The organism is Myxacorys chilensis, from assembly GCF_059505265.1.
Genome location: NZ_JCACKG010000202.1, coordinates 42,983 through 67,908, shown reverse-complemented (window position 1 = coordinate 67,908; position 24,926 = coordinate 42,983). Strand labels below are relative to the sequence as shown.

At 48.9% G+C, this 24,926-nt stretch carries 23 protein-coding genes; 11 read left to right on the top strand and 12 right to left on the bottom strand.

Features of this window, described 5'->3' with window-relative positions:
* Positions 1–165: 165 nt before the first annotated feature.
* Entirely contained in the window at positions 166–1,158 is a 993-nt protein-coding gene (locus tag AC5JLB_RS19065; RefSeq protein ID WP_495875405.1) for a glycosyltransferase family 2 protein, read from the bottom strand.
* A gap of 738 nt (positions 1,159–1,896) precedes the next feature.
* Between AC5JLB_RS19065 and AC5JLB_RS19060 the strand changes: the two genes are divergently transcribed.
* The 3 genes from AC5JLB_RS19060 (at position 1,897) to atpC (ending at position 5,614) form a co-directional block, all read left to right on the top strand.
* A complete protein-coding gene (locus AC5JLB_RS19060; RefSeq protein WP_495875404.1) occupies positions 1,897–3,219 on the top strand; it encodes a glycosyltransferase family 4 protein in 1,323 nt (440 codons plus the stop codon).
* 434 nt (positions 3,220–3,653) lie between these two features.
* Entirely contained in the window at positions 3,654–5,111 is a 1,458-nt protein-coding gene (gene atpD / locus AC5JLB_RS19055; protein ID WP_495875403.1) for a F0F1 ATP synthase subunit beta, read from the top strand.
* Between the two features lie 92 nt (positions 5,112–5,203).
* A complete protein-coding gene (gene atpC, locus AC5JLB_RS19050) occupies positions 5,204–5,614 on the top strand; it encodes an ATP synthase F1 subunit epsilon (protein ID WP_495875402.1) in 411 nt (136 codons plus the stop codon).
* Between the two features lie 100 nt (positions 5,615–5,714).
* Here the strand turns inward: atpC and AC5JLB_RS19045 are convergent, their stop codons facing one another.
* Positions 5,715–7,205, bottom strand: a complete 1,491-nt coding sequence (locus AC5JLB_RS19045) for a type IV pilus twitching motility protein PilT (RefSeq protein ID WP_495875401.1) — start codon at positions 7,203–7,205, stop codon at positions 5,715–5,717.
* Positions 7,206–7,454: 249 nt separating this feature from the next.
* On the opposite strand from AC5JLB_RS19045, the gene AC5JLB_RS19040 reads away from it, so the two are divergent.
* Positions 7,455–7,649 carry a hypothetical protein gene (locus AC5JLB_RS19040; RefSeq protein ID WP_495875400.1) on the top strand — a complete coding sequence of 65 codons (195 nt, stop codon included), beginning with the start codon at positions 7,455–7,457 and terminating at the stop codon, positions 7,647–7,649.
* Positions 7,650–7,651: 2 nt separating this feature from the next.
* Here AC5JLB_RS19040 and ctpC read toward each other — a convergent pair whose 3' ends face one another.
* The 6 genes from ctpC to AC5JLB_RS19010 all read right to left on the bottom strand — a co-directional run bounded on the left by ctpC (position 7,652) and on the right by AC5JLB_RS19010 (position 13,239).
* Positions 7,652–8,929, bottom strand: coding sequence for a carboxyl-terminal processing protease CtpC (gene ctpC, locus AC5JLB_RS19035; protein WP_495875399.1), 1,278 nt, complete (start codon positions 8,927–8,929; stop codon positions 7,652–7,654).
* Positions 8,930–9,023: 94 nt separating this feature from the next.
* Positions 9,024–10,244: a (E)-4-hydroxy-3-methylbut-2-enyl-diphosphate synthase gene (gene ispG, locus AC5JLB_RS19030; RefSeq protein ID WP_495875398.1), complete on the bottom strand. Its 1,221-nt coding sequence runs from the start codon at positions 10,242–10,244 to the stop codon at positions 9,024–9,026.
* 181 nt (positions 10,245–10,425) lie between these two features.
* Positions 10,426–10,614 carry a hypothetical protein gene (locus AC5JLB_RS19025; RefSeq protein ID WP_495875397.1) on the bottom strand — a complete coding sequence of 63 codons (189 nt, stop codon included), beginning with the start codon at positions 10,612–10,614 and terminating at the stop codon, positions 10,426–10,428.
* A gap of 610 nt (positions 10,615–11,224) precedes the next feature.
* Positions 11,225–12,070: a ribosome biogenesis GTPase YlqF gene (gene ylqF / locus AC5JLB_RS19020; protein ID WP_495875396.1), complete on the bottom strand. Its 846-nt coding sequence runs from the start codon at positions 12,068–12,070 to the stop codon at positions 11,225–11,227.
* A gap of 33 nt (positions 12,071–12,103) precedes the next feature.
* Positions 12,104–12,766 (bottom strand): nuclease-related domain-containing protein, encoded by a 663-nt coding sequence (locus AC5JLB_RS19015; RefSeq protein WP_495875395.1) that lies wholly within the window; start codon positions 12,764–12,766, stop codon positions 12,104–12,106.
* A 68-nt stretch (positions 12,767–12,834) separates the two neighbouring features.
* On the bottom strand, positions 12,835–13,239 hold the full coding sequence (locus tag AC5JLB_RS19010) for a universal stress protein (protein ID WP_495875394.1): 405 nt from the start codon (positions 13,237–13,239) through the stop codon (positions 12,835–12,837).
* Positions 13,240–13,382: 143 nt separating this feature from the next.
* Here AC5JLB_RS19010 and AC5JLB_RS19005 point away from each other — a divergent pair, with 143 nt between their 5' ends.
* The gene (locus AC5JLB_RS19005) at positions 13,383–14,588 is read left to right on the top strand and encodes a phosphoglycerate kinase (RefSeq protein WP_495875393.1); all 1,206 of its coding nucleotides are present in this window, start codon (positions 13,383–13,385) and stop codon (positions 14,586–14,588) included.
* Between the two features lie 53 nt (positions 14,589–14,641).
* Here the strand turns inward: AC5JLB_RS19005 and AC5JLB_RS19000 are convergent, their stop codons facing one another.
* Both AC5JLB_RS19000 and AC5JLB_RS18995 read right to left on the bottom strand, forming a co-directional pair.
* Positions 14,642–16,552 (bottom strand): sensor histidine kinase, encoded by a 1,911-nt coding sequence (locus tag AC5JLB_RS19000; RefSeq protein ID WP_495875392.1) that lies wholly within the window; start codon positions 16,550–16,552, stop codon positions 14,642–14,644.
* Between the two features lie 82 nt (positions 16,553–16,634).
* Positions 16,635–17,543, bottom strand: a complete 909-nt coding sequence (locus AC5JLB_RS18995; protein WP_495875391.1) for a transporter substrate-binding domain-containing protein — start codon at positions 17,541–17,543, stop codon at positions 16,635–16,637.
* Positions 17,544–17,628: 85 nt separating this feature from the next.
* On the opposite strand from AC5JLB_RS18995, the gene AC5JLB_RS18990 reads away from it, so the two are divergent.
* Positions 17,629–18,405, top strand: a complete 777-nt coding sequence (locus tag AC5JLB_RS18990; RefSeq protein ID WP_495875390.1) for a TrmH family RNA methyltransferase — start codon at positions 17,629–17,631, stop codon at positions 18,403–18,405.
* Here AC5JLB_RS18990 and AC5JLB_RS18985 read toward each other — a convergent pair.
* A complete protein-coding gene (locus AC5JLB_RS18985) occupies positions 18,397–18,600 on the bottom strand; it encodes a hypothetical protein (protein WP_495875389.1) in 204 nt (67 codons plus the stop codon). The genes AC5JLB_RS18990 and AC5JLB_RS18985 overlap by 9 nt on opposite strands.
* A 276-nt stretch (positions 18,601–18,876) precedes the next feature.
* Here AC5JLB_RS18985 and lpdA point away from each other — a divergent pair, with 276 nt between their 5' ends.
* The 5 genes from lpdA (at position 18,877) to AC5JLB_RS18960 (ending at position 24,190) form a co-directional block, all read left to right on the top strand.
* Entirely contained in the window at positions 18,877–20,307 is a 1,431-nt protein-coding gene (gene lpdA, locus AC5JLB_RS18980) for a dihydrolipoyl dehydrogenase (protein WP_495875388.1), read from the top strand.
* Positions 20,308–20,463: 156 nt separating this feature from the next.
* Entirely contained in the window at positions 20,464–21,348 is an 885-nt protein-coding gene (trpC, locus tag AC5JLB_RS18975) for an indole-3-glycerol phosphate synthase TrpC (RefSeq protein WP_495875387.1), read from the top strand.
* Positions 21,349–21,515: 167 nt separating this feature from the next.
* Entirely contained in the window at positions 21,516–21,788 is a 273-nt protein-coding gene (locus tag AC5JLB_RS18970) for a DUF5340 domain-containing protein (protein ID WP_495875386.1), read from the top strand.
* An 86-nt stretch (positions 21,789–21,874) separates the two neighbouring features.
* Complete coding sequence (locus AC5JLB_RS18965; protein ID WP_495875385.1) at positions 21,875–22,909, top strand: hypothetical protein; 1,035 nt, start codon at positions 21,875–21,877, stop codon at positions 22,907–22,909.
* Between the two features lie 126 nt (positions 22,910–23,035).
* Positions 23,036–24,190: a pyridoxal-phosphate-dependent aminotransferase family protein gene (locus tag AC5JLB_RS18960; protein WP_495875384.1), complete on the top strand. Its 1,155-nt coding sequence runs from the start codon at positions 23,036–23,038 to the stop codon at positions 24,188–24,190.
* 141 nt (positions 24,191–24,331) lie between these two features.
* Here AC5JLB_RS18960 and AC5JLB_RS18955 read toward each other — a convergent pair whose 3' ends face one another.
* Positions 24,332–24,871, bottom strand: coding sequence for a hypothetical protein (locus AC5JLB_RS18955; RefSeq protein ID WP_495875383.1), 540 nt, complete (start codon positions 24,869–24,871; stop codon positions 24,332–24,334).
* Between the last annotated feature and the right edge of the window lie 55 nt (positions 24,872–24,926).

The window sequence follows — 24,926 nt, the reverse complement described above, 5'->3', positions numbered from 1 at the left end:
AATTATTGTCATCAAGCAGCCATAGCTGCTATTCGCAGTAACTCCAATCAATGGGTCGAAATGATTTAACTAGAAAAACCGCGCCTAAAGAGTAAGCGCGGTTAGAGATGAGTAGACAATTTAGATGATGAGATGAGGGTCTAAATTGAGAGTCAGCGGCAAATGTTAGGATTCTGTTTTACTAAGCACTGAGCCAACAGGAGTGAAGTCACTAGAAGTATTCAACACTACCCGCTCCATATCGAAATCCGATTCCCATTGACGACTGGCTGCAAACTCTTGACGGAAACGATCGCCAAATTGCTCTCCCGATCCCGTGACGCTCTCAATGCCGCGTCGCAGACTCCACTCCACTAATTTCTGCACACAGCGAGCGCGTTCAATAGGGGACATCGGAAAAGTCGCGATCGCATCTAAATAGGTTTTGGTCTTCGCCAATCCAGTGAACTTCGATAGGCTGCGCTTCACCTTAGGATCAAACCACTCTAACTTCGTTGCCGTGTCTTTTAGTTTGCAATAACATTCTGCATGGTCACGGCGAGAGAATAGGTATTTCTCAACGTAGCCCACATTGCCTTGCAGTAGCATGTCTGCGACAAAATTGCGATCTGATCCTGCGAAGCTACGCTGTAGGTGAGTTCGTTTCACCATATGCGATCGCATGAGGCCAAACACTTCAGTAAAGTAGCCTGCCCAGAGAATTTTCCAAAACCGCTCAGACGGAGTTGCACCGTTTAACCGAATTTCGCCATCATAGGTTCCGAGACACTGCCCAGTCTCGTTGATGACTAGCGATCGGCTGTGAGCAATTGCAAGAGAATCATCTTGATTCAACAGCTCTACACACTGCCGCAAATAGTCTGGCTCAATCGTGTCATCATGCGCTTGCCACTTAAAGTAATCAGCATCGCTAGCCTGAAAGACATAGTTGTAGTTAGGTCCACCCCCGATGTTGTGCTCTTGGCGATGATAGACGATGCGGCTATCTTGCTTCGCATACTCACGACAGATCTCTTCAGTCGTATCTGTGGACGCATTATCGCTAATGAGTAATTGAAAATCTGTATATGTCTGCGCCAAGATTGTCTCGATCGCATGACGAAGATAGTTTTGACCGTTGTAAACGGGTAAGCCGATGACAACACGAGGACTTCTCATTGAACCACCTGATGATAATGAATAGAGTGTCTAAAATGGGTTACTTGAATCGTTCGCTGGTAGCTTTCTACTCCAGGCCTTTAGCAGTTCTAAATTTAGAAAGCATGAGTAATCACCAATTCAGAAGGGCGCTACTGCTCGTTTCTCCTAAACAAGTGAGATGGCTAAAGCCTTTCCGGTAGGTAGTAAGTGTGTCTTCATTAAAAAACGTTGACAAGCCGTAGAAAAAGTGACTTTTGCCTTTACTGTGGAAACTACTTAAGTATCTTCACTAATATGTATCTGCAAATTACAAAAACCACTAGGCAATCCATCTAATCTTTACCAAAACTAAATATCCAATAAGGAGGATGTGAATCTTCCTTTCCTTTGATTCTCTAGATATAGCTATGTAACTACCGTGTCTGCGCAAAACCTATCTGCGCAAAAGTAGGCAATGTGCAACTTTAAGTTTGTCGTACTCGGAATCCTCACACCGCCCTGATCCCCAGCCCTCCTCCCGTGGAAGGGGAAAGAGAGAGCAGGAGCATTCCCACTCCCCTTATCCAGTGGGAGAAGTTGGGATGTGAGGGGAACGGCAGTTGCGCATTGCCTAAACGTGTGTTCTTAAATATCTAGCTTAGATAAAGTTTCCCCAGTTTTGTAGATATATCTGTGGACTTTCTCAGTTAAACGAGTTTTCAGTTGAACGCTTCGATCGAATGAAATTGGAAGACAAGTGGAGCAAGTTGAATTTATATGCGAGTCCTAATATTGGCTGAGGATTGCAACCCGGATTGGCCTTCGTTGCCTGTGGTTGGTTACAAGTTCGCACGAGCGATCGCGGAGCAGGCAGATGTAACACTCGTCACGCAAATTCGCAACAAACCCAATATTGAGCGAGACGGCTGCGGCAAGGCTAAAGTAATTTATTTAGATACAGAAAACTTTGCAGCCCCTCTCTATAAGTTCACAAAGTTCTTACGGGGAGGCGACCAAACGGGGTGGACAACTAGCGCGGCAATGAACTACTTTCATGCGCTCTATTTCGAGTGGGCCGTCTGGCAGCAGTTTCAACATCAGTTAAAAAATCATGAGTTTGATGTTGTCCATCGATTAACTCCGATGTCACCGACGCAACCGAGCCTCATAGCAACCTTAAGTCCCGTTCCGTTTGTTCTGGGTCCTCTTAATGGTGGCTTGCCTTGGCCTAAGCAGTTTCAAGCGGAACTCCGGAGAGAAGGTGAATGGTTAAGTTATGTCCGTGCGGTCTATCGCCATTTGCCGTTTGTTCAAGCGACATATCAAAAGTCAGCGGCTATTTTGGCAGCCTTTGAGCATACGATCGCAGACTTGCCCAACCGCGATCGCTCAAAGGTAATTAATTTTCCAGAAGTTGGCATTGATCCAAGATTATTTTCTGCTCCTAACCGCCCGCAGCGGCAGCAGATGACTATTCTCTTTGTAGGTCGTCTCGTTCCTTACAAACTACCGGAAGTGGTCGTCCGCACGTTTGCATCAAGTCCGCTTCTAAGAGAGCATCGGCTCGTTGTCGTTGGAGATGGTCCTGAGCGATCGCGGTTAGAAGACATTATTGCTGAGCATCACTTAGAAGATTGTGTGCAATTGGTGGGTCGCAAATCTCAAGTGGAAGTTGGGCAGATGATGCGCGACTCTGAGATCTTTGCCTTTCCATCAATTCGTGAACTAGGGGCAGGCGTTGTCATTGAAGCAATGGCGTGTGGTATGGCTCCTGTGGTTGTAGATTACGGCGGCCCAGCGGATTTAGTACAACCTAATTGTGGTGTCAAAGTGCCTATGGGAAATTTAAATCAACTCGTGCAACGGTTCACTGCCGAGCTAGAGAACCTTGTTACTCATCCCGCTCAGGTCACAGCTTACGGTCAAGCCTCTCATCAACACGCCGTAACCCATTACAGCTGGAATGCCAAAGCTAATCAAATCATGCATCTCTACGACCACTTATCAGGTCGGAAAATGTCTACACAGGAAAATGCTTTAGAGGGATTCGTCAGTCCTTCTAACCTTTCCAAATGGCAGTCTCCCTTAGTGAAATCGTAAGAGCAACACTTTAAACAGTGTCTGCTTAACTCACACCTTAATATTTACGGGGTAAAGAGATTTCTAGGGCAGAAAGCAGAGAGTTTTTCATGAAGAGGAAAAACTGCTCGCCTCTGCTCTTCTCTTATCCCAAACTCAGAGCAAAATACTTTTCTTTAACTAATGTATTAGTTTCACCTTCTAAATGTATTAGTTTCACAATGTGCTGCATTGGCGAACCACGGCGCGAGACAAACAGGGCTTACTGCGCATAAAAGATCCGCTTGACTCACAGCTTGGCTCACAGTGGGTCAGACCCGCTAAAAGCTTTTCCAGAAATCACAGCAGTAGGAAAAATTGCTTAATCAACTGTAACCCCTCGGTGATAAGCTGAGAGCTGGCGATTAACGCACAAAATTGTATTTGAAATAGCTGAACCACAGTAGGGCGTAAGCATGGTCACCACCGCAGAAAAAACAAGTGTCGGTTACATCACACAAATCATCGGTCCGGTTCTGGACGTTCGATTTCCTAACGGCAAAATGCCACAGATTTATAACGCCCTGAAGATCAAAACTAAAACTGATGCGGGTCAAGACGTTTCTGTGACCTGTGAGGTGCAGCAGCTTCTCGGTGATAACCAAGTCCGTGCTGTTGCTATGAGTTCTACAGACGGCTTGGTGCGCGGCACGGAAGTCGAAGACACAGGCGCTCCCATTAGCGTTCCGGTCGGAGCCGCCACCTTGGGTCGGATCTTTAACGTCTTGGGAGAACCTGTAGACAACCGAGGTCCCGTTAACAATACCGAAACCTCTCCAATTCACCGCGATGCTCCGAAGCTGACCGAGCTGGAAACCAAGCCTTCCGTATTCGAGACCGGCATTAAGGTGATTGACCTGCTAACTCCCTATCGGCGCGGTGGAAAGATTGGGCTATTTGGCGGTGCAGGCGTTGGTAAGACCGTCATTATGATGGAACTAATCAACAACATTGCGACTAAGCACGGTGGGGTATCAGTGTTCGCCGGTGTGGGTGAGCGCACCCGTGAAGGAAATGACCTCTACAACGAGATGATGGAGTCTGGCGTTATCAAGAAGGATAATCTCAATGACTCTAAGATTGCGCTAGTGTACGGTCAGATGAATGAACCGCCTGGAGCAAGAATGCGCGTCGGTCTGTCAGGTCTGACAATGGCAGAGTATTTCCGGGATGTTAACAAGCAAGACGTTTTGCTGTTTGTGGATAACATCTTCCGGTTTGTGCAAGCGGGTTCAGAAGTATCTGCACTGCTTGGACGGATGCCATCTGCAGTAGGATATCAGCCAACCTTGGGTACAGACGTAGGTGACTTGCAAGAGCGGATTACCTCGACGACCGAAGGTTCGATCACGTCGATTCAAGCCGTCTACGTCCCAGCGGATGACTTAACTGATCCTGCCCCTGCAATCACCTTTGCCCACCTAGACGGAACTACCGTTCTATCTCGTGGTCTTGCCTCTAAAGGAATTTATCCAGCGGTCGATCCGCTAGATTCGAGTTCGACCATGTTGCAGCCAGCGATCGTAGGTGATGATCACTACGACACAGCTCGTAACGTGCAGTCCACCCTCCAGCGCTACAAAGAGCTTCAGGACATCATCGCCATCTTGGGTCTCGATGAATTGTCGGAGGAAGACCGGTTGACCGTGTCTCGTGCCCGTAAGATCGAGCGCTTCTTGTCTCAACCCTTCTTTGTGGCAGAAGTCTTTACCGGATCTCCAGGCAAGTATGTGACGCTTGGCAAAACGATCGAAGGCTTCAAGCGGATTCTGGCAGGCGAACTCGATGAGTTGCCAGAGCAAGCTTTCTACTTAGTAGGCGATATCGATGAAGCGATCGCGAAAGCCGACAAGATGAAGGCAGAGGCTAAGTAAAGGACGAGGGAGGAGGGAGGATTGACAAAACTGATTCTACTCCTCCTGCTCCTAGGTTGTGGGTTTTGATCGTTTACTTCTGACTGAAGATTATGCCGTTAACTGTTCGGGTTATTGCTCCAGATAAAACTGTCTGGGATTCTACTGCTGATGAAGTGATTTTGCCCAGTACAACTGGGCAACTGGGAATTTTGGCAGGGCACGCGCCGTTGCTGACGGCTCTCGATACGGGCGTCATGCGAGTTCGGGCAGATAAAACTTGGGTTCCGATCGCGCTAACAGGTGGCTTTGCTGAAGTTGAAAGCAACGAAGTGACGATTTTGGTCAATGGGGCAGAGCGTGGTGACACCATCGATCGTGATACCGCTAAGACGGCCTACACTGAAGCAGAAGCGGCGCTTGCAAAAGCCGAGCAAGGTAACTCTAAGCAAGAGCAACTGCAAGCTGTTCAAGCTCTGAAAAAGGCACGGGCACGATTGCAAGCTGCAGGTGGAACTCTCTAATCTTTAGTTCCAGATCGAGTTTGCGAATAAGAACGAATAACAAACAAAGGGAGGGCTGGTGAAAGTCCTCCCTTTGTTCTTTTAAGAGCGAATTAGTAGTCTACACTCGCCCCCGCAGCATCTGAGCCATTTCGTTCTGCTTCGGCGACATCTCTAACGCAACTTCCTCGGTAATCCGACCTTCTTCGTACAGTTTGTAGAGCGATTGGTTCATCGTACACATGCCGTCGAAACCGCATTTTGGCATAATTGCTTCAATTTCATCTAATTCCCCTTTACGGATGTAGTCTCTAATCGCGTCAGTGTTAATCATGATGTCGTGGAATGCTGCCCGTTTACCATCCGTTGTGCGGCAAAGTCCCTGCGCAATGACAGTCACCAACGATTCTGCCAGTGCCACCCGCATCGGAGGCTGTTCCTCTGGCTTAAACAAGCTCAGAACCCGCTCAATGGTTTTCACCGCGCTATTAGTGTGCAACGTTCCCATCACTAAGTGTCCCGTTTGAGCTGCCTTTAGAGCTGTGTTGACGGTCTCTTTGTCGCGCATTTCACCAATGAGGATAATATCTGGATCTTCCCGCAGTGCGGCTTTAAGCGCATTGTCGAACTTGTGGGTATGTACACCGACTTCGCGGTGCTTAATCAACGATTTTTGGCTCTTATGGATAAATTCGATCGGGTCTTCGATCGTAATGATGTTCTTCGGCATCTCCTTGTTGATGTAGTCCATCATTGCCGCCATCGTAGTCGATTTACCTGATCCTGTAGGACCCGTCACCAGAATCAAGCCTTTGTGATAGTGACATACATCTTTGAAGACAGGAGGCAAGTTTAGCTGCTCCATCGTCAAAATCTTAAGCGGAATCAACCGCATGACCATTGCCCCGCCGTGCAACGAGTCAAAAATGTTGATTCGGACCCGCGCGAATTCGTACTGAGTCGCACCGTCAAAATCGAGAGTATCTTGGTACTGCTTAATCTCCGCTTCGCTCAATACCTCGCGTAACCAGCTCATGAAAGTCTCGTGATCGGTCACGGGATAGTCTGTCGCTTCAATTTCGCCACGATTGCGGAAGCGAGGCACTTCACCTACTCCCACATGAACATCTGAAAAGCCTTTATCAAACGCAACTTTAATGAGTTGCTCTAAGGTTGGAGACCCATTGGAAGAACGTCGTGCCGTACTAGGAACTGTAGGTGGTGCAGTAGGACGATGTCCCATGATAGGAGGCGTTGCTCCACTGGAGATGTCGGGTGTGGAAGGAGGTGGAGATGAAATCACACCCGTAGTTGAAGTCGCCTCTGTGGAACTGCGGTTTGCACTAGTTGCAGGTGTTGGCATCGCGACGGTAGGATTTGCAGAAACGGGCGACGCACCTGGTGTGGCTAGAGTTTGGGTTGCTGCACTCATTTTACTGACAGGAGCGACGAGTCCAGTAAATGGTTGCGAAGCAGGTTCTTCAGGCGGACGCGGAGCGCTGATTACGTCTGTCATTGCACTACTAGAATGCCGCAGAGGAGGTGGCGGTGCAGGCGGCACGCGAGGCGCGGGAGGAGGCGTAATGGACGGACGCTGTGTTTCTGGTGTCATATCCTGGTGCGGTAAAGAACTCTGAAGGGGAAAGGGATCCTGTGGGAGTTTGGTGCGATTAATCTGGGAGGAGTTAGGCGTCGGTCAATCCAGTGGAGGCTAGATACTGCTATCGTCTAAACTGTCTTCTTGCCAAGGGTCTTGCAACAAGCGCTTGACAGATCGACCGTAGACTTTTAGCTTTTAATCAGCTTTCCCGAAACACGGGTGCCAGTATCAAGAAAAGCGATCGCAAGGAGAACTTAAAGCATGAGCCAGGCAGACGAGTGGTATGTGGTGAAACAACCAGAGGGACATTGCCAAATTCTTTCCGCCCGTGAAGTGGAGGAAAATCATGAAAAACCCTCTGAGGAAACGAAACACTGGGGTCCGTTTGATTCAGAGGGTGAAGCGATCGCACGTCGCGTTGGTTTAATTCGGGCTGGAAAATGCCAGCCTAGCTGAGATTACTTTGAGCCAGCGCGAGTGATATCTTTGCCAGAAATGCGCTGGTTTAACACTTGCAGCGCTTTGGCATACTGTGGATCTTCGGGAGTGCCAATCTTGTCGCGATCGCGCACCAAAGCCTGACGCTGCTGATCATTTAAATCAAGCACCACATCTGGATCGATGCCGTGTTTGTTGATATCTCGACCCAGTGGTGTGAGGTATTTCGAGATGGTCACCGCTAGACCTGATCCGTCTCCCAAGCCTCGTACCGATTGAACCAGTCCCTTTCCAAAGGTTTTGGTTCCAACGATCGTGGCACGGCGATTGTCTTGCAATGCGCCAGAGAGAATTTCACTCGCGCTGGCAGAGCCACCATCCACCAAAACAACCAATGGTTTCGCGGTCAAGGCGCGATTGTTGGCGGTCTCTTTGTCAGACACACCTTGTCGATCAACCGTTGATACAATGCCCCCATTTGGAATCCACATCCGCGCAATGTCAACGCTGGCATAGAGAAGACCACCTGGATTAGAGCGTAAATCTAGAATGTAGCCAGAAACGCCTTGCTTCTCCAGGTTCTGAATGGCGTCGCGCATCTCAGTCGCCGCATTAGCGCTAAACTGCACGAGGCGAATGTAGCCAACATTTCCAGTCGGAGACGTTTTGGTGCTGTAACGCACCGGGTGAATTTCAATTTTGGCTCGCTTGAGCGGGAAATCGAGCGACTGGTTGCCTCGAAGAACGGTCAGCTTCACCTCGGTTCCTACGGGACCTCGAATCAGGGTGACGGCTTTATTCACGTCCATGCCTTCGGTACTCTTGCCGTCGATTTGAGTAATGATATCTTTTGCTAATACCCCGGCAGATGAGGCTGGACTGCCTTCGATCGGCGCAATGACAGTCAGTTTCTTGGTCTTTTCATCGGCAGCAAGCTGAATTCCGACGCCCGTTAGTTCTCCGGACGTATCGATCTGCATATTTTTAAATTCTGCTGGATCCATAAAGCGGGTGTAAGGATCACCCAACTTTTTCAGCATTTCTCGAATCGCTTTATATGCCTCTTCTTTGTTGGCATAATTGCGATTGAGATATTGGCTGCGCGTCGCTTTCCAATCGGTTTGATTGAAGGTGGGATCAACGTAATTTCGATCGATGACCTGCCACACTTCATCCACGATTTCCTTCGGACTCTCCCGAAAGAACGCTTGCCCTTTGTTGAGAATTCCAGCCCCCGTGATGGTGATACCAGTAACGGCGACTGCCGTAGCACCTAAGACAAGCGCTCGTTTCGTCATGGTCATATGGCTCAATGCTTAGAAGGTGACTGAAAAGATTATGCTCAATCTAACACAGCAAACTGAGGCGATCCGCAATAAATATGCTTAAGTTTTACGGATCAATCCACCGCCCGTCAGATTTAATTAGGTTGATTAGCTCTTCCACACCGTGGGCTTCAGGCACTTTCTTGATCTCGTTTCGACCCCGGTATAACGAAATGTAACCTGCTTGCTTACCAACGTAACCGTAGTCTGCATCTGCCATTTCTCCAGGGCCGTTGACAATGCATCCCATCACCGCAATGTCTAAGCCAGTCAGGTGTTGAGTGGCAGTTCTGACTTCGTGCAGCACCTCTTCTAGGTTGAATAAGGTGCGTCCGCAGGAAGGACACGCTACATACTCCACCATGGTTTTACGGAGTCCCAAGGCTTGCAAAATTCCGTAGCACACCGGAATTTCTTTTTCTGGAGCCTCAGTAAGCGACACACGAAGCGTATCGCCGATTCCTTCTGCTAAAAGTGTTCCGATGCCTGCGGTCGATTTGATCCGCCCGTATTCGCCGTCTCCCGCTTCGGTGACACCTAGATGAATTGGGTAGTCCATTCCAAGTTCGTCCATGCGCTTCACCATGAGGCGGTTGGCCGCGATCATGACTGGTACTCTAGAAGCTTTGAGCGACAGTTCAATGTTGTAAAACTCTAACGATTCGCAAATTTGAATAAACTCCAATGCCGATTCCACCATGCCTTCAGGAGTGTCGCCGTAGGTGAAGAGCATCCGTTCTGAGAGAGAACCATGATTGACGCCAATCCGCATCGACTTGTTTTGATCGCGCAGCGAAATCACCAGAGGTTTGAGGGTGTCGCGAATCTTCTCGCCGATTTCATCAAATTCTGCTGGGGTATATTCCGTGCGATCGCTCTTTGGCTTTTCAAACACATACAGCCCCGGATTGATTCGCACGTTATCGACATAGTTTGCCACTTCTAGGGCAATCTTCATGCCGTTGTGGTGGACATCTGCTACTAATGGAACCGGCTTGTAGGTTTTGTGTAAACGATCGCGAATCTCTTCCATTGCCTTGGCATGCGCCATGCTGGGCACAGTCACTCGAACAATTTCGCAGCCAATTTCGTGTAGGCGACGAATTGCCGCTACAGACCCATCAATATTTAGCGTATCTTCATTGATCATGGACTGCACCGCGACGGGATATCCGCCTCCAATCGTGATGCTGCCAACCGGAACAGGACGGGTTTTGCGACGCTGAATGGCAGGATCGGTCGAATATTGGCTTGAAGCGGTAGCAGTAGGACTCGGCAAAGTTTGCATATGCAGCGAATTAAACTTTCGACAATGTGAAAGAGAAGATCAACATTTCTTACTGTCTTTCAGATTGCCACAGAAAGTGAAGTTCTGACGGTTTTCTGGGCGACAGGCATCAAGAATTATTGGGTAGAACGCCCCTTTTCGGGTTAACTCTCTAATATTCTTAACCTCGACCCCCAACTTTCTAGCCACGACATAAGCGAGATTCTTGCTTGACGGATCCTGCCATTGCTGCTCGCTGCAAAGTCATAAATGCCCGGAAATCCTCTTGCTCATATTTCATGCTCAACAGTTGCCGAAGCAAATTCTCGGCTTCAACCGTCAAAACTCCAGTCGCAAGGGCTTGTTGAACAACATCACGAATTAGAGCCATAGCCACACCCCACATGCATTAAGAAAGATTGTTTATCTATAACATCGCTATCTCAGCAGGTTATCGAGCAAACCCATTTACCATTCGTTTCTAAATCGCTCTCGTAACGGTTGTATATAGAAAGAATAAAGAGTGTATAACTGTCTGAAAATAGTAGAGCGATTTAAGCTGAAAAACGGTATCCCCTCAAACAGTTTTCGATAGGTGCGTTGAACGCTGAAACCCAACGATGTAAGAGGGTTGAAGATTATGACGAAAAAAAAACTGAGAAGTTCCTCACCTGAAGAAGAAATCTTTGTCTGTTTAAATATCCGTAGAAAGTGTGTTTAAATTTGACGAATCGTATCTTAAGCAGAACTGCCTAGAGAAAGCAAGTAATAGTTAATACATTTCAACTTAAAATATGGCTTTTTGAAGTGTTAAATGACTTGCTTCTTCGTCAACAATTAAACTGAAAGCTCAGAAGAATTGGCTGTATTTAACTATTTTCTTACAATCATTACACCGTCAAGAAGGTGTAGCAAATTACCCTAAAAAGCGCCTCAGACAAAGAGCGCTCTAGAGATTAGCAAATGTTACAAATACCGAATTTCGAGTGACGTAATACTGCTTATTCCGCTGGAGGATATTCTAGTGCGATCGCGCCTAAGTTCCCTTTCCGAAAATCGGTCAAAATCTGCCTTGCTGTGCGCTCGATGTCACCCTGATAGGTTCGATCAGCAAGCGATCGCAAGTAGCTTTCTCCACTCAGATCCTCTAAGGCTAAAGAATAGCGTTCTTGTAAGGCTTGTTTAACCTGCAAGTCGTTCAGCAGATCGATGAACGCGGCCGCGACGCGCTGATTGTCATACCCAGCTTCGCCAATATCATCACAAATGGCTAATTTAATCGCTGCATTTTGATCTGTGAGCTTGTTCGGAAGGACACCGGGAGCATCTAAAAGATCAATTTGCTCAGAAATTCTTACCCAGCGTAACTGGCGAGTCACCCCGGCCCGACGGGCACTTTCGACGACTTTTCGTTTGAGCAATCGATTAATCAACGCTGATTTACCAACGTTTGGAAATCCGAGCACAACCGTACGGATGGGCCGAGGCAGCATCCCGCGATCGCGCCTGCGTTCGTTCACCTGAGCGCCCGCGACTTGAACGGCTTTAGAAACGGCATCGATCGCTTTTCCGTGTTGAGCATCGGTGAAGTAAGGCTCTTGTCCCTGCTGCTGAAACCATTCTGTCCAGCGCTCTTTGGCAGACGCTGAGATCATATCCATCCGATTGAGAACCAGCACACGCCCCTTGCTGCCAAGCCACTGCTCAATCTGAGGATGATGAGTTGCCTCAGGAATGCGAGCATCACGCACTTCTAAGACCACATCAACGCGCTTTAGCTGCTCAAGCAGGGATTTTTCTGCTTTAGCGATGTGACCGGGATACCACTGGATGGGAGGAGAGGACATGAATGCAAAATATTGATTTGGGCTGAGAAGCTTCTATCCTAGCGACTGTAAGCAGGATAAAAGTTTTTCTCTTCCTATAACGTACACTCCTTCAACAGGGTTAGAAATATCTAAAACGGTTGCACTTGAGAAAACCACGAGGGGTGTAACAAATTTAGAGTTCTGGTTCTGCTTCATAACGACGGCTTGACGCTTCGCTTGTTTCAAAAAGTCTTTCTCGAAGGGGAACTGGGAGCGTCCATATTGCCGAAGCAGTTGCTTACCATTCCAGCGGACATTACCTTTGTGAGATTTTACATCGATCGTGTAAGCGCGTTTTTTGGGCGAGAGCAAAAAAACGTCAATATCGCCGACTCTGCGATCGCGAATTCCATAGTCGATCTGCCAGCCTAAATTTTTCAGAGGATCAAGCATTGCTGCAATTTCTTCCTCTGCCAATGCTCCTTGATCGGCATGATTTGCTCGTTTCCACCAGTACTGAGCCTGAACTAATACCAGTACAGCAAAGAAGAAGCAAGCCAAGTACACAGGAATTGGCAACGTAAACTTAGTAGACGGTAAGAACAAGAAGTTTTTTGCAAAAGATGTCGCAACGAATGGCAAAGCAATGAGGGCCACTGACGTGCCAACCAACGATATAGCCTTTGTACGGCGGTGGAATGCTAACAATCGAACATTTCTTCCTGCGTGAGGCATAGCACTAGCGCGTTTAAGCGGGGAATGGTTGTTTTCAAGCATTCCCAGGCATACAAGGCGGTTAATCGCTATGGCACAACTAGCACCGGACATGGCGACAAACTAATCACTCGATTCGTGACACTTTCAGAGACTTCGTCGGTCAGTCCGAGCCCGCGACAGCCCATCACAATCAAATCGGCGTCGACTTCATCGGCAACATCGCAAATGGTGAAGGCGGGGTTTCCTTCTCGTTCAATCGTTTCTGCTTCAATGCCTTGTTGAGAGAATAATGATTTTGCGTTTTGTAAGAGTTTGGCGACCGCATCTGGTGATGCCATCGTATCGGTCGGAACTTCTTCGACTGCTGAAGCTTCAACCACAGACACGATGATGAGACGGCTCTTGTGAAACTGCACAATTTCTGAGACTTTTTCAGCCGCTTGGCGGGATTCACGGCTTTGGTCGATGGGAAACAAGACTGTCTTAAACATGGATTTGTGTGAATGGGACAGATAACTCAATAGGTCTTATCTTTCTGAACTTACAACAGGATCAGTGGATTCGCGATCGCAGAGGGGCAATTAATGAGAAAATTTAAGACGTAGGTAGAAAGACTCATTCTAGGAGTAGTATCGTGCCCAAAAAGACTGTTAACAATCTATCGTCCTCTGATTTGCAAGGAAAGCGCGTGCTGGTGCGGGCTGATTTTAACGTGCCGTTAGATGAGCAAGGCAATATCACCGACGATACGCGCATTCGGGCAGCGCTGCCAACCATCCAAGCGTTGACCTCGAAAGGCGCAAAGGTGATTTTGAGCAGTCACTTTGGGCGTCCGAAAAATGGTCCTGAAGACAAGTACCGTCTGACGCCCGTTGGCAATCGGCTATCTGAGGTATTGGGTAAGCCCGTGACCAAGTGCAATGACTGCATCGGTGATGAAGTGAATGCCACCGTGAACGCAATGCAGCCTGGTGATGTCGTGCTGCTAGAGAACGTTCGCTTCTACAAAGAAGAGGAAAAGAACGATCCCGGATTTGCTCAAAAGCTTGCGTCGATCGCAGATCTATACGTAAACGATGCCTTTGGAACAGCTCACCGCGCCCATGCGTCCACAGAAGGCGTAACCAAGTTTCTAAAGCCCTCCGTGGCAGGATTGCTGATTGAGAAAGAATTGGAATATCTCCAGAGCGCGATCGAGAATCCTCAGCGTCCGTTAGCGGCGATTGTTGGCGGTTCTAAGGTTTCTAGCAAAATTACCGTGATCGAAACCCTGCTCGATAAAGTCGATAAGCTGCTAATTGGCGGTGGCATGGTGTTCACCTTCTACAAAGCACGCGGCTTAAACGTCGGTAAGTCATTGGTTGAAGAAGATAAACTCGACTTGGCACGGGCACTGGAAGCCAAAGCAAAAGAGAAAGGCGTTGATTTGCTGCTGCCGACCGATGTTGTCGTTGCTGATAATTTTGCACCCGATGCAAATGCTCAAACGGTCAGCGTCGAGAATATTCCTGACGGTTGGATGGGGTTAGATATTGGGCCTGACTCCGTAAAGACGTTCCAGCAAGCGCTGTCCCAGTGCAAGTCGGTGATTTGGAATGGTCCGATGGGAGTATTTGAGTTTGATAAATTTGCGGCTGGTACGGAAGCGATCGCACGCACCCTTGCCGAGCTGACCCCCAAAGGAACGATCACGATCATTGGTGGTGGTGACTCGGTAGCTGCCGTTGAAAAAGTCGGCCTAGCAGACCAAATGAGTCACATTTCAACTGGTGGTGGTGCGAGTCTAGAACTGCTAGAAGGCAAAGAACTCCCTGGAATTGCGGCGCTCGACGAAGCTTAATTTCGTAATTTAGCAAGATCAGTCGCGGATGAGGCAAACGTCTCATCCGTTTTTTATGCCGCCAAAGCTTCAGCGGGCACAGTTCCTTCAGAGTTGCGCAGAGCGCAACTCGGGATCTCAATCCAAAATGCAGCCCCTTGTCCTGGTGCCGATTCACACCACATCGATCCCTGGTGTTTCTCAGCCACAATTTGATAGCTAATCGACATACCCATCCCCGTGCCTTTACCCACTTCTTTGGTTGTAAAGAACGGATCAAAAATGCGTTGCTGCACTGCCGTAGACATCCCGTTTCCGTTGTCTGCAATGCAAATTCGGATGCGATCGCTGCCATAGCGTTGAGTCGTGATCCGAATCGTTAGCGGTGAGCATTCTAAATTCCTCGCCTCCTGTTCTTCTAAAGCGTCGATCGCATTGCTCAAAATATTCATAAACACTTGATTCAGTTGCCCTGCGTAGCATTCTACTTCTGGCAGATCGCCATATTCCCGAATCACCTGCATTTCCGGGCGGTCTGAGGTTGCTTTGAGGCGGTGTTGCAAAATCAGCAACGTACTATCAATGCCCTCATGGATATCGACGGGCTTCACTTCTGAATGATCGAGGCGAGAAAAATTCCGCAGCGATAACACAATCTGACGAATGCGATCGGCACCCATTCGCATTGAGGCGACTGTTTTAGGTAAATCTTCAACTAAAAAAGGAAGATCGATTGCCTCTGCCTGCTGTTCAATTTCGGCATGGGGGCTTGGATAGTGTTTTTGATAAAGCTGAAGCAGATCCAGCAGATCACCGACATACTCACGCACGTGGTTGAGATTGCCAAAAATAAAACTGACAGGATTGTTGATCTCGTGAGCAACACCCGCAACTAAGCTGCCAAGCGCAGACATTTTCTCGCTTTGCACCAGTCGAAGCTGCGATCGCTGCAGTTGCTCTAAGGTGGCAGATAGTTTTGCCGTTCGTTCGCTAACTCGTTGCTCTAAAACTTCTTTAGATTGCTTGAGTTGTCGTTGTTCAAGCGCCTGCACTTGCCAGAGAATCACGATCATGGTGCCCGCAAGACCGAATATGACAAGGGCAATGACATCAAGCGATCGCAGCTTCGATTCAATATCCTCGCGCGGAATTACTAGCGCCATTGACCAGTTTGCTTCTTTTAGCGGTAGATAAGCGACATACTTTAACGTGCCGTCGATCGGGAGTAATTCAATTCCCTGCTGCTGTTTGATCATACGCTGTGCGATCGCAGCTAAATTGGAATCGGTGGCTTGAGCAAGATTGGAGGTGGAATTCTTCACGCTCAGCATCAGTGTCGGATCGGGATGCGCGATCGCGCTGCCGTTTGAGTCAAGGGCGAAGGCGTAGCTATGATCGCCATAGCGAACGTTATTGACCACTTGCGCGATGCGATCAAGTCGGATAACATTCTGAACCACGCCGATCGGTACACTCGCTGTATCAAACTCTTGCCGAATCGGAGCCGCAACGATGATAGCGGGCAACTTCAGCGATCGACTAATCAGAGGGTCACTGATATTCGTGTGTCCAGCGATCGCTTTTTGAAAATACACCCGATCCCAGATATTAATTGAGCCGCCGCCTATGACATTCCGCAGACCATTTGAGCGCGCCGTCACAATCTCGTAGCTATCACTAAAGCGCAATACTTCGGCTTTTAGGTAGGGTTCAGCTTGCGACCAATCCATCGATCGCACAGCCGGGGTGCTTGCCAGCGTTTCAATATGCGTTTTGAGGTTAGAGAGCCAGCGATCAAGGTCATCTCCGCCTTGCTGAACTTCTAAAAACGCATTGCGCTTGAGGCTTTCTAGCATAGTGTTCCGAACAACTTGGTAGCTGGAGTAAGCTGTGATACCTACAACCAGTGCTGTACTACCAATCAAAAGCCGCATGAGGAGATTGCGCTTTGCATCAGGAATTGGTTTGAACCGTTTAAGCTTCATTACCCACACGTAGGAAGTTGATTGGATGCGAGTTTGACAGAAACCTTTGTCACTGTCTCAGGTGATAGATGCAATGGACGAATCACCGCTTTATCGGACTCGCGCTGATCGAGCGAAGGGGACGATCGCCTGGTAAAAGCGGCTCGGTCGGCAGCTGATCAAACGTGATCTTGAGCCATTTTTCCTGAAGTTTCTTCAGTTCTCCTCCTTGGCGCAAATCACCCAAAAAGCCATTCAGAAAATTAAGTAGCTCTTGGTTGCCTTTGTTAACTGCCCAGGCTGCATAAGATTTACGACCGACTCGTTCTCCTAACCCAAAGATTGCAGGCTTCTCATCGACCAAGACCGAGAGCGATACAATGTTGTGCAACACGGCATCTAGACGCTGATTCAGTAAATCTTGGTACGCTTCAGCAAACTTGCGATACTGTTTCACCGGGCCAAGCTTGCCGCCTTTTTGTTTTAGTACTGCTTCAAGATCTGGCACGGCCGCAAACGAAGCCCCGCCTTGTTGTGCTCCTAGGGCTTTGTCAGCCAAATCTTGGAGCGTTTTAATTGAGGCATCGTCTTTGCGTTTGACATAGGCGATCGTTGATTCCGCGAACGGCGTCGTGAAATCCAATGTTTCTGCCCGCTCATCGGTAATCACCGCTGCTGTCAGCGCAACATCGTACTTTCCCTCTGCCACGCCCGGTAAAAGCCCTTGCCAAGGCACGATCTCCTGACGAATCTCGAATGGCACTTGTTTTCTGAGGCGATCGAGCAGTTCGTGATCGAATCCCGTCGGCTTGCCATTGACGAGGAATTCAAAGGGCGGATAATCATCTTCGGTGGCAACGAGTAAATATCCGCGTTGCTGAATCTGCTTGAGTAGTGTGTCAGTGATCGCGATCGTTGGGCTACTCTGAGATTGCTGCACACATCCATGCGCGATCGAGGCAAGCAGTGTGCCAGCGCCAGCCTGAAGGAAAGCCCGTCTGCGAATGCTCATATTAAGGGTGAATCCTATGGGTAAATCCCGGAGGTGAATCCGCAATTTTATTTTCAAGAATGCCCTGACTGTGCTTGCGACAATCATGCTTACTAGTCTTCAAAATCCGTTAGTTAAACAATTGCGTAAGCTACACCGCGCTAAAGAGCGACGCGAACAGCAGCTTTTTCTGTTGGAAGGAACGCATTTAGTTGAAGAGGCGTGCGCCGTCGGGTTGCCCCTCATGACCATTTGCTGTACAGAAATATGGCAGGCTCAACACCCTTCATTGTGGCAGCAGCTTCAGAATCGCTCTCAGCGGCTAGAAATAGCCAGTCCTGAAGTGGTAAAAGCGATCGCAACGACCGTTGAACCTGATGGCATTGTTGCCACCGCAGAACGCATTTATTCTCAGCCATTGGCACTCAAACGCTTTGGACTTGTTCTTGAAACAATTCAAGACCCTGGCAATCTTGGCACCATGATTCGGACGGCGGCGGCGGCGGGAGTAGAAGGACTTTTGCTCAGCGCAGATAGCGTGGATTTGGACAATCCAAAAGTGCTAAGAGCATCGGCGGGGCAATGGTTCCGGTTGCCGATGGGCGTTAGCTCCAACTTGAAGGCAGAAATTCTTAACGCCAAACAACAGGGCATGCAGATCATCGCGACCGTTCCCACGGCAGCGCAAACCTACTGGGAAGTCGATTTTAGAAAACCAAGTCTGATTTTGATGGGAAATGAAGGAGCCGGGTTGTCTCGCCATCTGAACGAGCTTGCAGATGCTCAAGTGACTATTCCGTTAAGCCCAGGAGTGGAATCGCTCAATGTGGCGATCGCGGCAGCCCTCATGCTTTACGAAGCAAAACGACAGCAATCAGGCTGATTCGCCCTTTGACTGCATAAACTGCTCAATGTCCGCCACTGCTTGCTCAAATTCCTCAAGCTGTACTGGCATTGCTGGTGCAGCTGTGGGTTGAGCCTTCGTCTTGGCTTCAGACTCAGATAGCGTTTCTTGCAGCTTATCGAGTGATTCCATAAATGCTTTAGCTGCTGCACGTCGCAGTTCTTGCTGTTCCATAATGCCTAACTCTTACTGAATGGACTGAGCCGTAAGCTCGCCTTGTAATCGCCTTGAGTCAACAGATTTCTTCAATCTGAGTAGACTAACCCTAACTATAGGTTCCACGGATTCTCCGCTCTGATTAGAATGCCCACTCCTGTCACAATCGGCTCATTTCATGATCGTCAGGTTGAGCAAACTCTTCTTGAAGTGCCATGCCCAAAAGAATCTGTGTTGTCGAATTTACCCCTGGCAGTTGACAATAGATAGGGCAATAACCACCAGGAGGGCGATGTGGCTAACGATTTTGATTTTGATTTGGTGATTGTTGGTGCAGGCGTTGGTGGACACGGTGCAGCACTCCATGCCGTGGATTGTGGACTCAAGACCGCGATCGTCGAAGCGGCAGATATGGGCGGAACCTGCGTCAATCGCGGCTGCATTCCGTCAAAAGCGTTGCTGGCAGCATCGGGGCGGGTGCGAGAATTGCGAAATGCCCACCATCTCAAGTCGCTAGGGATTGAAGTCGGTTCGGTTGGATTTGACCGCCAAGCGATCGCAGATCATGCGGCTGGAATTGTGCAGAAGCAACAGGACGGCCTCACCAACAGCTTAAAGCGGCTCAACGTTGATGTAATTCGCGGCTGGGCAAGAGTTTCAGGAGCGCAGAAGCTCAGCATCTCCACACCAGAAGGAGAAAAAACGATTACAGCAAAAGATATTATTCTCGCTCCGGGGTCAGTGCCGTTTGTGCCACCCGGGGCTGAGACAGACGGCAAAACCGTATTCACCAGCGACGATGCGATTAAGTTAGAGTCGCTGCCGCCGTGGGTGGCGATCGTCGGTAGTGGCTACATCGGTCTAGAATTTGCGGATGTCTATACGGCGCTCGGTTGCGAAGTGACGATGATCGAAGCATTAGATCAACTGATGCCCGGATTTGATCCCGATATTGCAAAACTGGCACAGCGCATTCTCGTAACGCCGCGTGACATTGAGACCAAGGCTGGAGTGTTAGCGGCAAAAGTGACCCCTGGTTCTCCCGTTGTGATCGAACTGATTGACGCCAAAACCAAAGAACCCCTGGAAACGCTAGAAGTGGATGCCTGTCTAATCGCCACAGGTCGAATTCCTTTTGCGAAAGATTTAGGGCTGGAATCGGTGAGCGTGGAATTAGATCGACGAGGCTTCATTCCAGTGAACGATCGCATGGAAGTGCTGTCTAATGGCGAACCTGTGCCTCACTTGTGGGCAATTGGGGACGCGACCGGGAAAATGATGTTGGCTCATGCGGCGTCAGCTCAAGGCATTGCGGCGATCGAAAATATTTGCGGACGCGATCGCAGCATGGACTATCGCAGCATTCCCGCCGCCGCGTTTACCCATCCAGAGATCAGCTTTGTTGGCTTAACCGAGCCTCAAGCCAAGGAATTAGGACAGGCAGAAGGTTTCGAGGTAGCGACGGTGCGAACCTACTTTAAGGGCAATGCTAAAGCGATCGCAGAAGGAGAATCGGAAGGAATTGCTAAAATTGTTTATCGCAAAGACACAGGCGAAGTTCTCGGCACTCACATCATCGGACTTCACGCGGCTGATTTAATTCAAGAAGCTGCAAATGCGATCGCCAATCGTCAATCGGTAAAATCGCTCGCATTCTCGGTTCACACCCATCCGACGCTGTCCGAAATTCTAGATGAAGCTTATAAGCGGGCAGCCGTTCATTAATGTACTTTGAATGTGTTTTGCCCTCACCCCCAACCCCTCTCCCACAGGGAGGGGAGCCGATCCTAATCTTGTTCCCTCTCCTGCGGGAGAGGGCTAGGGTGAGGGCGCATTAATCGCCTCAACGTCATCCTCTCAACCCTTTTACCCTTGTGCAACATGGAAATTCGTCGTCGCCGTCCTAATCCTGCGATCGCGGTGCAGGAGTTACGATACCAAGTCAACGCGCCGGAAAATCAACCTCAAAATATTCTGGAAGAGATTGTTTGGCAAAAAGAAGTTGAAGTGACGCAGATGCGGGATAAGATACCCCTGAGCGAATTGCAGAAACAGGTTGCAGAAAGCGACTCTGTACCGCGTAACTTCTTAGCGGCTTTGCAAAACGGTAAAACTAACCCCGCCGTGATTGCAGAAGTCAAAAAGGCATCTCCTAGCAAAGGCGTGATTCGAGACGATTTTGATCCGGTTGCGATCGCCAAGGCTTACGCTTCTGGTGGGGCAACCTGTCTATCGGTCTTAACCGATAAAAAATTCTTTCAAGGAAGCTTTGAGAACTTAGCGCAAATTCGTGCGGCTGTCGATCTCCCGCTGTTGTGCAAAGACTTCATCGTTTATCCTTATCAAATGTATTGGGCAAAGTTGCAAGGCGCAGACGCCGTTTTACTGATTGCAGCAGTTTTACCTGATAAAGATTTGCAGTATTTCTTGAAGATTGTTAAAGCGTTGGGCATGACGGCGCTGATCGAAGTGCATACGCTTGACGAACTCGATCGGGTTCTTGGCTTAGACGGAGTAACGCTGATCGGTATTAACAATCGCAATCTTAAAGACTTCTCCGTTGACCTCAATACCACTAAGGCGATCTTGACAGCTCGTGGCGCTCAGCTTGCAGAACGAGGTATTCTTGCAGTGAGTGAGTCAGGTATCCATACCCCCGAAGACATTTCTCTCGTTCAATCAGCAGGTGCAACGGCGGTTCTCGTAGGAGAGTCATTGATTAAGCAATCCGATCCAGGGCAAGCACTACGGCAACTGATCGCATGACGTTGTCTATCTCAAGTTAGCGGCGAGGTAGCCACAAGTTAGCCACTAGGAGGCTAGACAGCCTCTAGTTAGTCTGCCATTTTTAAGAAAGATTGTGTTTTCGTCAACTTAGTCTTTAGATACTAAAATCTAGAGCTTTACTCTTTACCGCGATAGGTGAGCGTTACATGGAGCCAATTCCCCTTCCATCGCATATTCACTACGAATTACTGCTGCAACTTTTGGAGCGCCAAACGATGTCTGCAGTCAGCCAGCATCCTCACCAACGCGAACAGGTTCAGCAACTGATCGTCACCTTGCGAAAAGCCATTTCTCAGCAAAAGCATTTGGAGGAAACCTGCGATCGCTTGAGAGTTCCAGTTGAATATCGCTGGTCGCTCAATCGCGTCGATGCCCCCGAAGGCGCGATTAAAGTTCCTACGGAGGTGAAAAATTCGTGAGGCATGTAAGCTGAAGACGTTCCGGTGGCGGAAACCGTTCTCCGCTGGGTGCTCGGGAGGCTTTTTTTGAGGAGGGATCGATCGAAGTGGCTGAGCCAAATCATGCAGAGCAGGCTGAGTTTGAGGCAGATGTCCTCGAACTAGCTGTGCCTGCAAGCGCACTAGCTCAACCGCCGGTCAGTCCAGAGAACACATCGGAGGACACAGGGGATTTGACGCAGATGCAAGAGTGTGTGCAGCGTCAGATGAATCGCATTCGAGATTTAGAACATGCGTTAGATCAATCGCTCGCCAGTTTGGATGAGTTGCGCCTGCAAATTGTCGATCAAAACTTTTTAGAGCATCAGTTGGCTTCGACAGAAGAGTATGCCAATGTTCAAGAGCAGGCGATTCATCAGTTACGGCTGCAATTTGAGAGTCAAAAAGCCGAGCTAGAAGCGCAGATTCGGCAAACACAAGACCAGTTGGGAGCCGCCGAAGTCCTAGCGCAAACGCAGCAACTTGAGCTAGAACGCCTCCGCACGAGTGGCATCCCGCTCTCAGAAGACGCGCTGGAGCAACTGGGCAAGAGTGCAACTGGGACAGAACCAAAGCCACGGGGATTGCAAAAAGCAAAGCCTCATGAGTGGCTGACGCCAAAAGACTGGCTGCGTCACACGCCAAAAGAGCGAGTGGCCGAGCTGGAAAACCAGGTTCAAGAATTAGAAGTTCAAGTTGCCAAACAGATTACAACCCAAGCGATGTTGCAACAGGCATGTCAGGAATTAGAGCGCGATCGCGAACAAAGCCAGCACCGCATCGCTGAACTAGAACAGTATGCCGCCGAGATGCAGGAACAAATTTTAAGCCAAGCGCAGCAGGCGAGTGAGTATGAAACGGCGGTTCAGCACTGGAAGAATCGATTTTATGACATTCAGGATCAGGCACTAGCGCTGAAAAAATGGCTAGAAGAGCAGGGATCAGCGCTACCCGAGGAAATAACGGAGTTTTTAGCGTCGCTAGAAGAGGTGCCGGCAGCGGAACCTCAATCGACTCCGCGCCGAAATCCATTTAATGAAGATCTCAAAATTGATTTGCCGGACTTTCTAGCCCGTCGTCGCAATCGGAAATTCGGTTCGTAAGGTTCCATTCGCTGCCTTAAAGACGGGTATAAATTACAAAGTACGAATTACGAATTTCAGATATTGTGTAATCCTGGATCATGCACAACAAACTGAACTTTCGTACCTAAAAAAGGACGCATTCTCATGGACGATAAGCTAATGCTGATGATTCCGGGTCCAACGCCCGTGCCCGAACAAGTTTTGTTAGCAATGGCAAAGCATCCCATCGGGCATCGGAGCGGCGATTTTAGCAAGATTCAAGCTGAAATCGTGGAGAACTTGAAGTGGCTGCACCAGACGCAGAATGATGTGCTGATTTTGGCAGCAAGCGGCACGGGAGCGATGGAAGCCGGAATTATCAATTTTCTGAGTGCGGGCGATCGCGTGCTGGTTGGCTGTAATGGTAAGTTTGGCGATCGCTGGGCAGAAGTGTGTGACGCCTATGGCGTGCAAGCCGAACGAATTACTGCTGAATGGGGAAAGCCCCTCGATCCCGAACAGTTTCGCGAGAAATTAGAGAGCGATCGCGACAAGCAAATCAAAGCGGTGATTATCACTCACAGCGAAACGTCGGCGGGGGTGATTAACGATTTAGAAACGATTAACCGCCATGTCAAAGCGCATGGAGAAGCGTTGATCATGGTTGATACTGTAACCAGTTTGGGCGCAACGAACGTTCCGGTTGACGAGTGGGGCTTAGATGTCGTCGGGTCGGGTTCTCAGAAAGGCTACATGATTCCGCCTGGATTGGGATTTGTAAGCGTCAGCGCCAAGGCGTGGGAAGCGTATAAGACCGCTAAACTGCCCCGGTATTATTTGGATTTGGGCAAGTATCGCAAATCTGCTGCTAAAGATACGACCCCATTTACGCCCGCCATTAACATGTTTTTTGCTCTGCAAGTGGCATTGCGGATGATGAAAGCGGAAGGATTGGAGAATATCTTTGCGCGGCATCATCGGCAGTCGAAGGCAACTCGCGCCGCGATCGCGGCATTGGGTTTGCCGCTGTTCACCACCGACGAGTGTTCTAGTCCGGCGATTACAGCCGTTGCGCCAGATCGGGTAGAGGCTGAGCAAATTCGCTCAATTATGCGGAAGCGGTTTGATATTGCCTTAGCTGGCGGACAAGATCATCTCAAAGGGAAGATCTTCCGCATTGGGCATCTGGGCTTTGTGGCAGACCGGGATATTTTGAGCGCGATCGGGGCGTTAGAAGTGACGCTTCAAGAGTTGGGTTACGAGAGTTTTAGTCCAGGTGCAGGGGTTGCAGCGGCAGCAAAAGCGTTCAACACGCTGTAATTTTTCTACACTGCAAGGCTCCTACACGGGTTCTGCCTTCTCGCATGTTGAGGGCAGAACCATCAGGACTCACACAAAGTTACTTACACAAAAGGTTTAACTGCCAATGTGTCAGTCCTGAACTTTGGTTATATCTTCAAACTAACGAGTACTTGCCAACTCTCGTTCTTCAACACGTTTCTCCTGATCCCACCGCAGCAGCCGAGGAAGTTGGATTAAATTGAAGCTGTAATTCACAATCCAAATTCCGATTTCGAGCAACAAAAGATTCCGAAACCATCCTAAATCTTCTATAGAAGCTGCACCAATACCCTGATATAGCTGCCAAACTCGGTAGGGCAGATATAAATAGGGAATCGCGATCCAGGCAACTGTCCGAAACTGGCGCAGGAGAACAACTTCAGTAACAATTTGTAATCCTAGCATCAACAGGTACGACAACAGAATCGGCAACACAGGTGAATCTGTTGATGAAAATCCAGCCCAAATACTAACTCCAACCGGAACTAATACCCCAAACACTTGAACTGTGAAGAACCAAACCTTGAGCCAAGTCGGTAAAGGAAGCGGAATCTCAAACGGTTTTGTGTGACGCCAAACCCACGTCAGAAACGCGAGAAAGGACGTTGCGATCGCAAAGAAGATCAGATTTTCAGTCCAGATGAATCCAACATCACTCATGAGCTTGACCGCAGGTTGAAAAGGGCAGAATCAGCGAAATCGTACGTTGTCCTTC

What these genes read in the sequence shown, in the direction of transcription:
- AC5JLB_RS18985 (WP_495875389.1), bottom strand. Translation starts at nt 18,600, where the DNA reads ATGGAACAGCAAGAACTGCGACGTGCAGCAGCTAAAGCATTTATGGAA.
- AC5JLB_RS18995 (WP_495875391.1), bottom strand. Translation starts at nt 17,543, where the DNA reads ATGAGCATTCGCAGACGGGCTTTCCTTCAGGCTGGCGCTGGCACACTG.
- AC5JLB_RS19010 (WP_495875394.1), bottom strand. Translation starts at nt 13,239, where the DNA reads ATGTTTAAGACAGTCTTGTTTCCCATCGACCAAAGCCGTGAATCCCGC.
- AC5JLB_RS18955 (WP_495875383.1), bottom strand. Translation starts at nt 24,871, where the DNA reads ATGAGTGATGTTGGATTCATCTGGACTGAAAATCTGATCTTCTTTGCG.
- AC5JLB_RS19025 (WP_495875397.1), bottom strand. Translation starts at nt 10,614, where the DNA reads ATGGCTCTAATTCGTGATGTTGTTCAACAAGCCCTTGCGACTGGAGTT.
- ylqF (WP_495875396.1), bottom strand. Translation starts at nt 12,070, where the DNA reads ATGTCCTCTCCTCCCATCCAGTGGTATCCCGGTCACATCGCTAAAGCA.
- AC5JLB_RS18960 (WP_495875384.1), top strand. Translation starts at nt 23,036, where the DNA reads ATGGACGATAAGCTAATGCTGATGATTCCGGGTCCAACGCCCGTGCCC.
- ctpC (WP_495875399.1), bottom strand. Translation starts at nt 8,929, where the DNA reads ATGACGAAACGAGCGCTTGTCTTAGGTGCTACGGCAGTCGCCGTTACT.
- AC5JLB_RS18970 (WP_495875386.1), top strand. Translation starts at nt 21,516, where the DNA reads ATGGAGCCAATTCCCCTTCCATCGCATATTCACTACGAATTACTGCTG.
- AC5JLB_RS19040 (WP_495875400.1), top strand. Translation starts at nt 7,455, where the DNA reads ATGAGCCAGGCAGACGAGTGGTATGTGGTGAAACAACCAGAGGGACAT.
- ispG (WP_495875398.1), bottom strand. Translation starts at nt 10,244, where the DNA reads ATGCAAACTTTGCCGAGTCCTACTGCTACCGCTTCAAGCCAATATTCG.
- atpD (WP_495875403.1), top strand. Translation starts at nt 3,654, where the DNA reads ATGGTCACCACCGCAGAAAAAACAAGTGTCGGTTACATCACACAAATC.
- AC5JLB_RS19000 (WP_495875392.1), bottom strand. Translation starts at nt 16,552, where the DNA reads ATGAAGCTTAAACGGTTCAAACCAATTCCTGATGCAAAGCGCAATCTC.
- AC5JLB_RS19015 (WP_495875395.1), bottom strand. Translation starts at nt 12,766, where the DNA reads ATGCCTCACGCAGGAAGAAATGTTCGATTGTTAGCATTCCACCGCCGT.
- trpC (WP_495875387.1), top strand. Translation starts at nt 20,464, where the DNA reads ATGGAAATTCGTCGTCGCCGTCCTAATCCTGCGATCGCGGTGCAGGAG.
- AC5JLB_RS19065 (WP_495875405.1), bottom strand. Translation starts at nt 1,158, where the DNA reads ATGAGAAGTCCTCGTGTTGTCATCGGCTTACCCGTTTACAACGGTCAA.
- AC5JLB_RS19060 (WP_495875404.1), top strand. Translation starts at nt 1,897, where the DNA reads ATGCGAGTCCTAATATTGGCTGAGGATTGCAACCCGGATTGGCCTTCG.
- atpC (WP_495875402.1), top strand. Translation starts at nt 5,204, where the DNA reads ATGCCGTTAACTGTTCGGGTTATTGCTCCAGATAAAACTGTCTGGGAT.
- AC5JLB_RS18990 (WP_495875390.1), top strand. Translation starts at nt 17,629, where the DNA reads ATGCTTACTAGTCTTCAAAATCCGTTAGTTAAACAATTGCGTAAGCTA.
- AC5JLB_RS19045 (WP_495875401.1), bottom strand. Translation starts at nt 7,205, where the DNA reads ATGACACCAGAAACACAGCGTCCGTCCATTACGCCTCCTCCCGCGCCT.